Genomic DNA, 776 nt, shown 5'->3' with positions numbered 1-776 from the left:
ATTAAAAAGTTGATAAAGATATCTTAACAATTCCTTAATCAAGACCTTTTTCATATTTGGTAATGTCTATTTCGACAGCTCCCACAAACATCTCAGCCTTAATTTTCAGAGGCACTTTATTGCGATCATCGGAGATCCAAACTTTAACAGAATTTTCGCCGTCAAAAAGGCTATTCTCCGGCATAATTGGTGAAAGTACAATGGATTTGATCAGCCCGAGCTTGGTTTTCACATTTTCCCTGCCCACAAACCTGATCTTAAAATCGTAAACCTCATCATCAAAGAATGCATCAACCTCTATTATGTCCCCTTCTTTGAGTTTATCAAACTGCAGCGTCCGGATATAATAATAGCCACTGACAAGGTCCTGTACATTGGCAGGCACATCAAAGGTTTCAATAGGTCTCCATTTTTGCTTTTTGTTGTCAAAAGTCTTCACCTTCGCCTCCTGGGCACTATGATCGAATTCAACAATTTCATTTTTACGGTATTTCCCCTCCTCTATTACCCTATAGAACTTCTGCGTCACTATCGCTCCGGTATCGAGGTAAGTGCCCCAGTTGTCCCTGATGCGTAAAAAGAGATCAAACATTCCTATGGATTTACCATATACATCTATTTTGAAACATGGGCGATTGTTCACATTATAGATTTCGTCACTGATCACCATTCTGCCTTCCGCAGCATGTACGAAGCCGTAATGCGCCTTGTATTCGATCACCTCTCCACGTACGAAACAACTATTTTTAACGGTACGGTGCTGACGCTCATGATCA

Annotated in this window: 1 protein-coding gene; it reads right to left on the bottom strand. The window is 40.6% G+C overall.

Annotated elements, in window-relative coordinates:
* Window positions 1-34: 34 nt before the first annotated feature.
* Window positions 35-776, bottom strand: a 742-nt coding sequence (locus E1163_RS00210) for a DUF3108 domain-containing protein (RefSeq protein ID WP_155168525.1), incomplete at its 5' end; no start/stop codon positions are given.

The sequence above is a fragment of the Fulvivirga kasyanovii genome (assembly GCF_009711405.1).
GTDB classification, from domain to species: domain Bacteria; phylum Bacteroidota; class Bacteroidia; order Cytophagales; family Cyclobacteriaceae; genus Fulvivirga; species Fulvivirga kasyanovii.
Note: the sequence above shows the minus strand (reverse complement) of the source record. Positions and strands in the feature narration are given on the sequence as shown.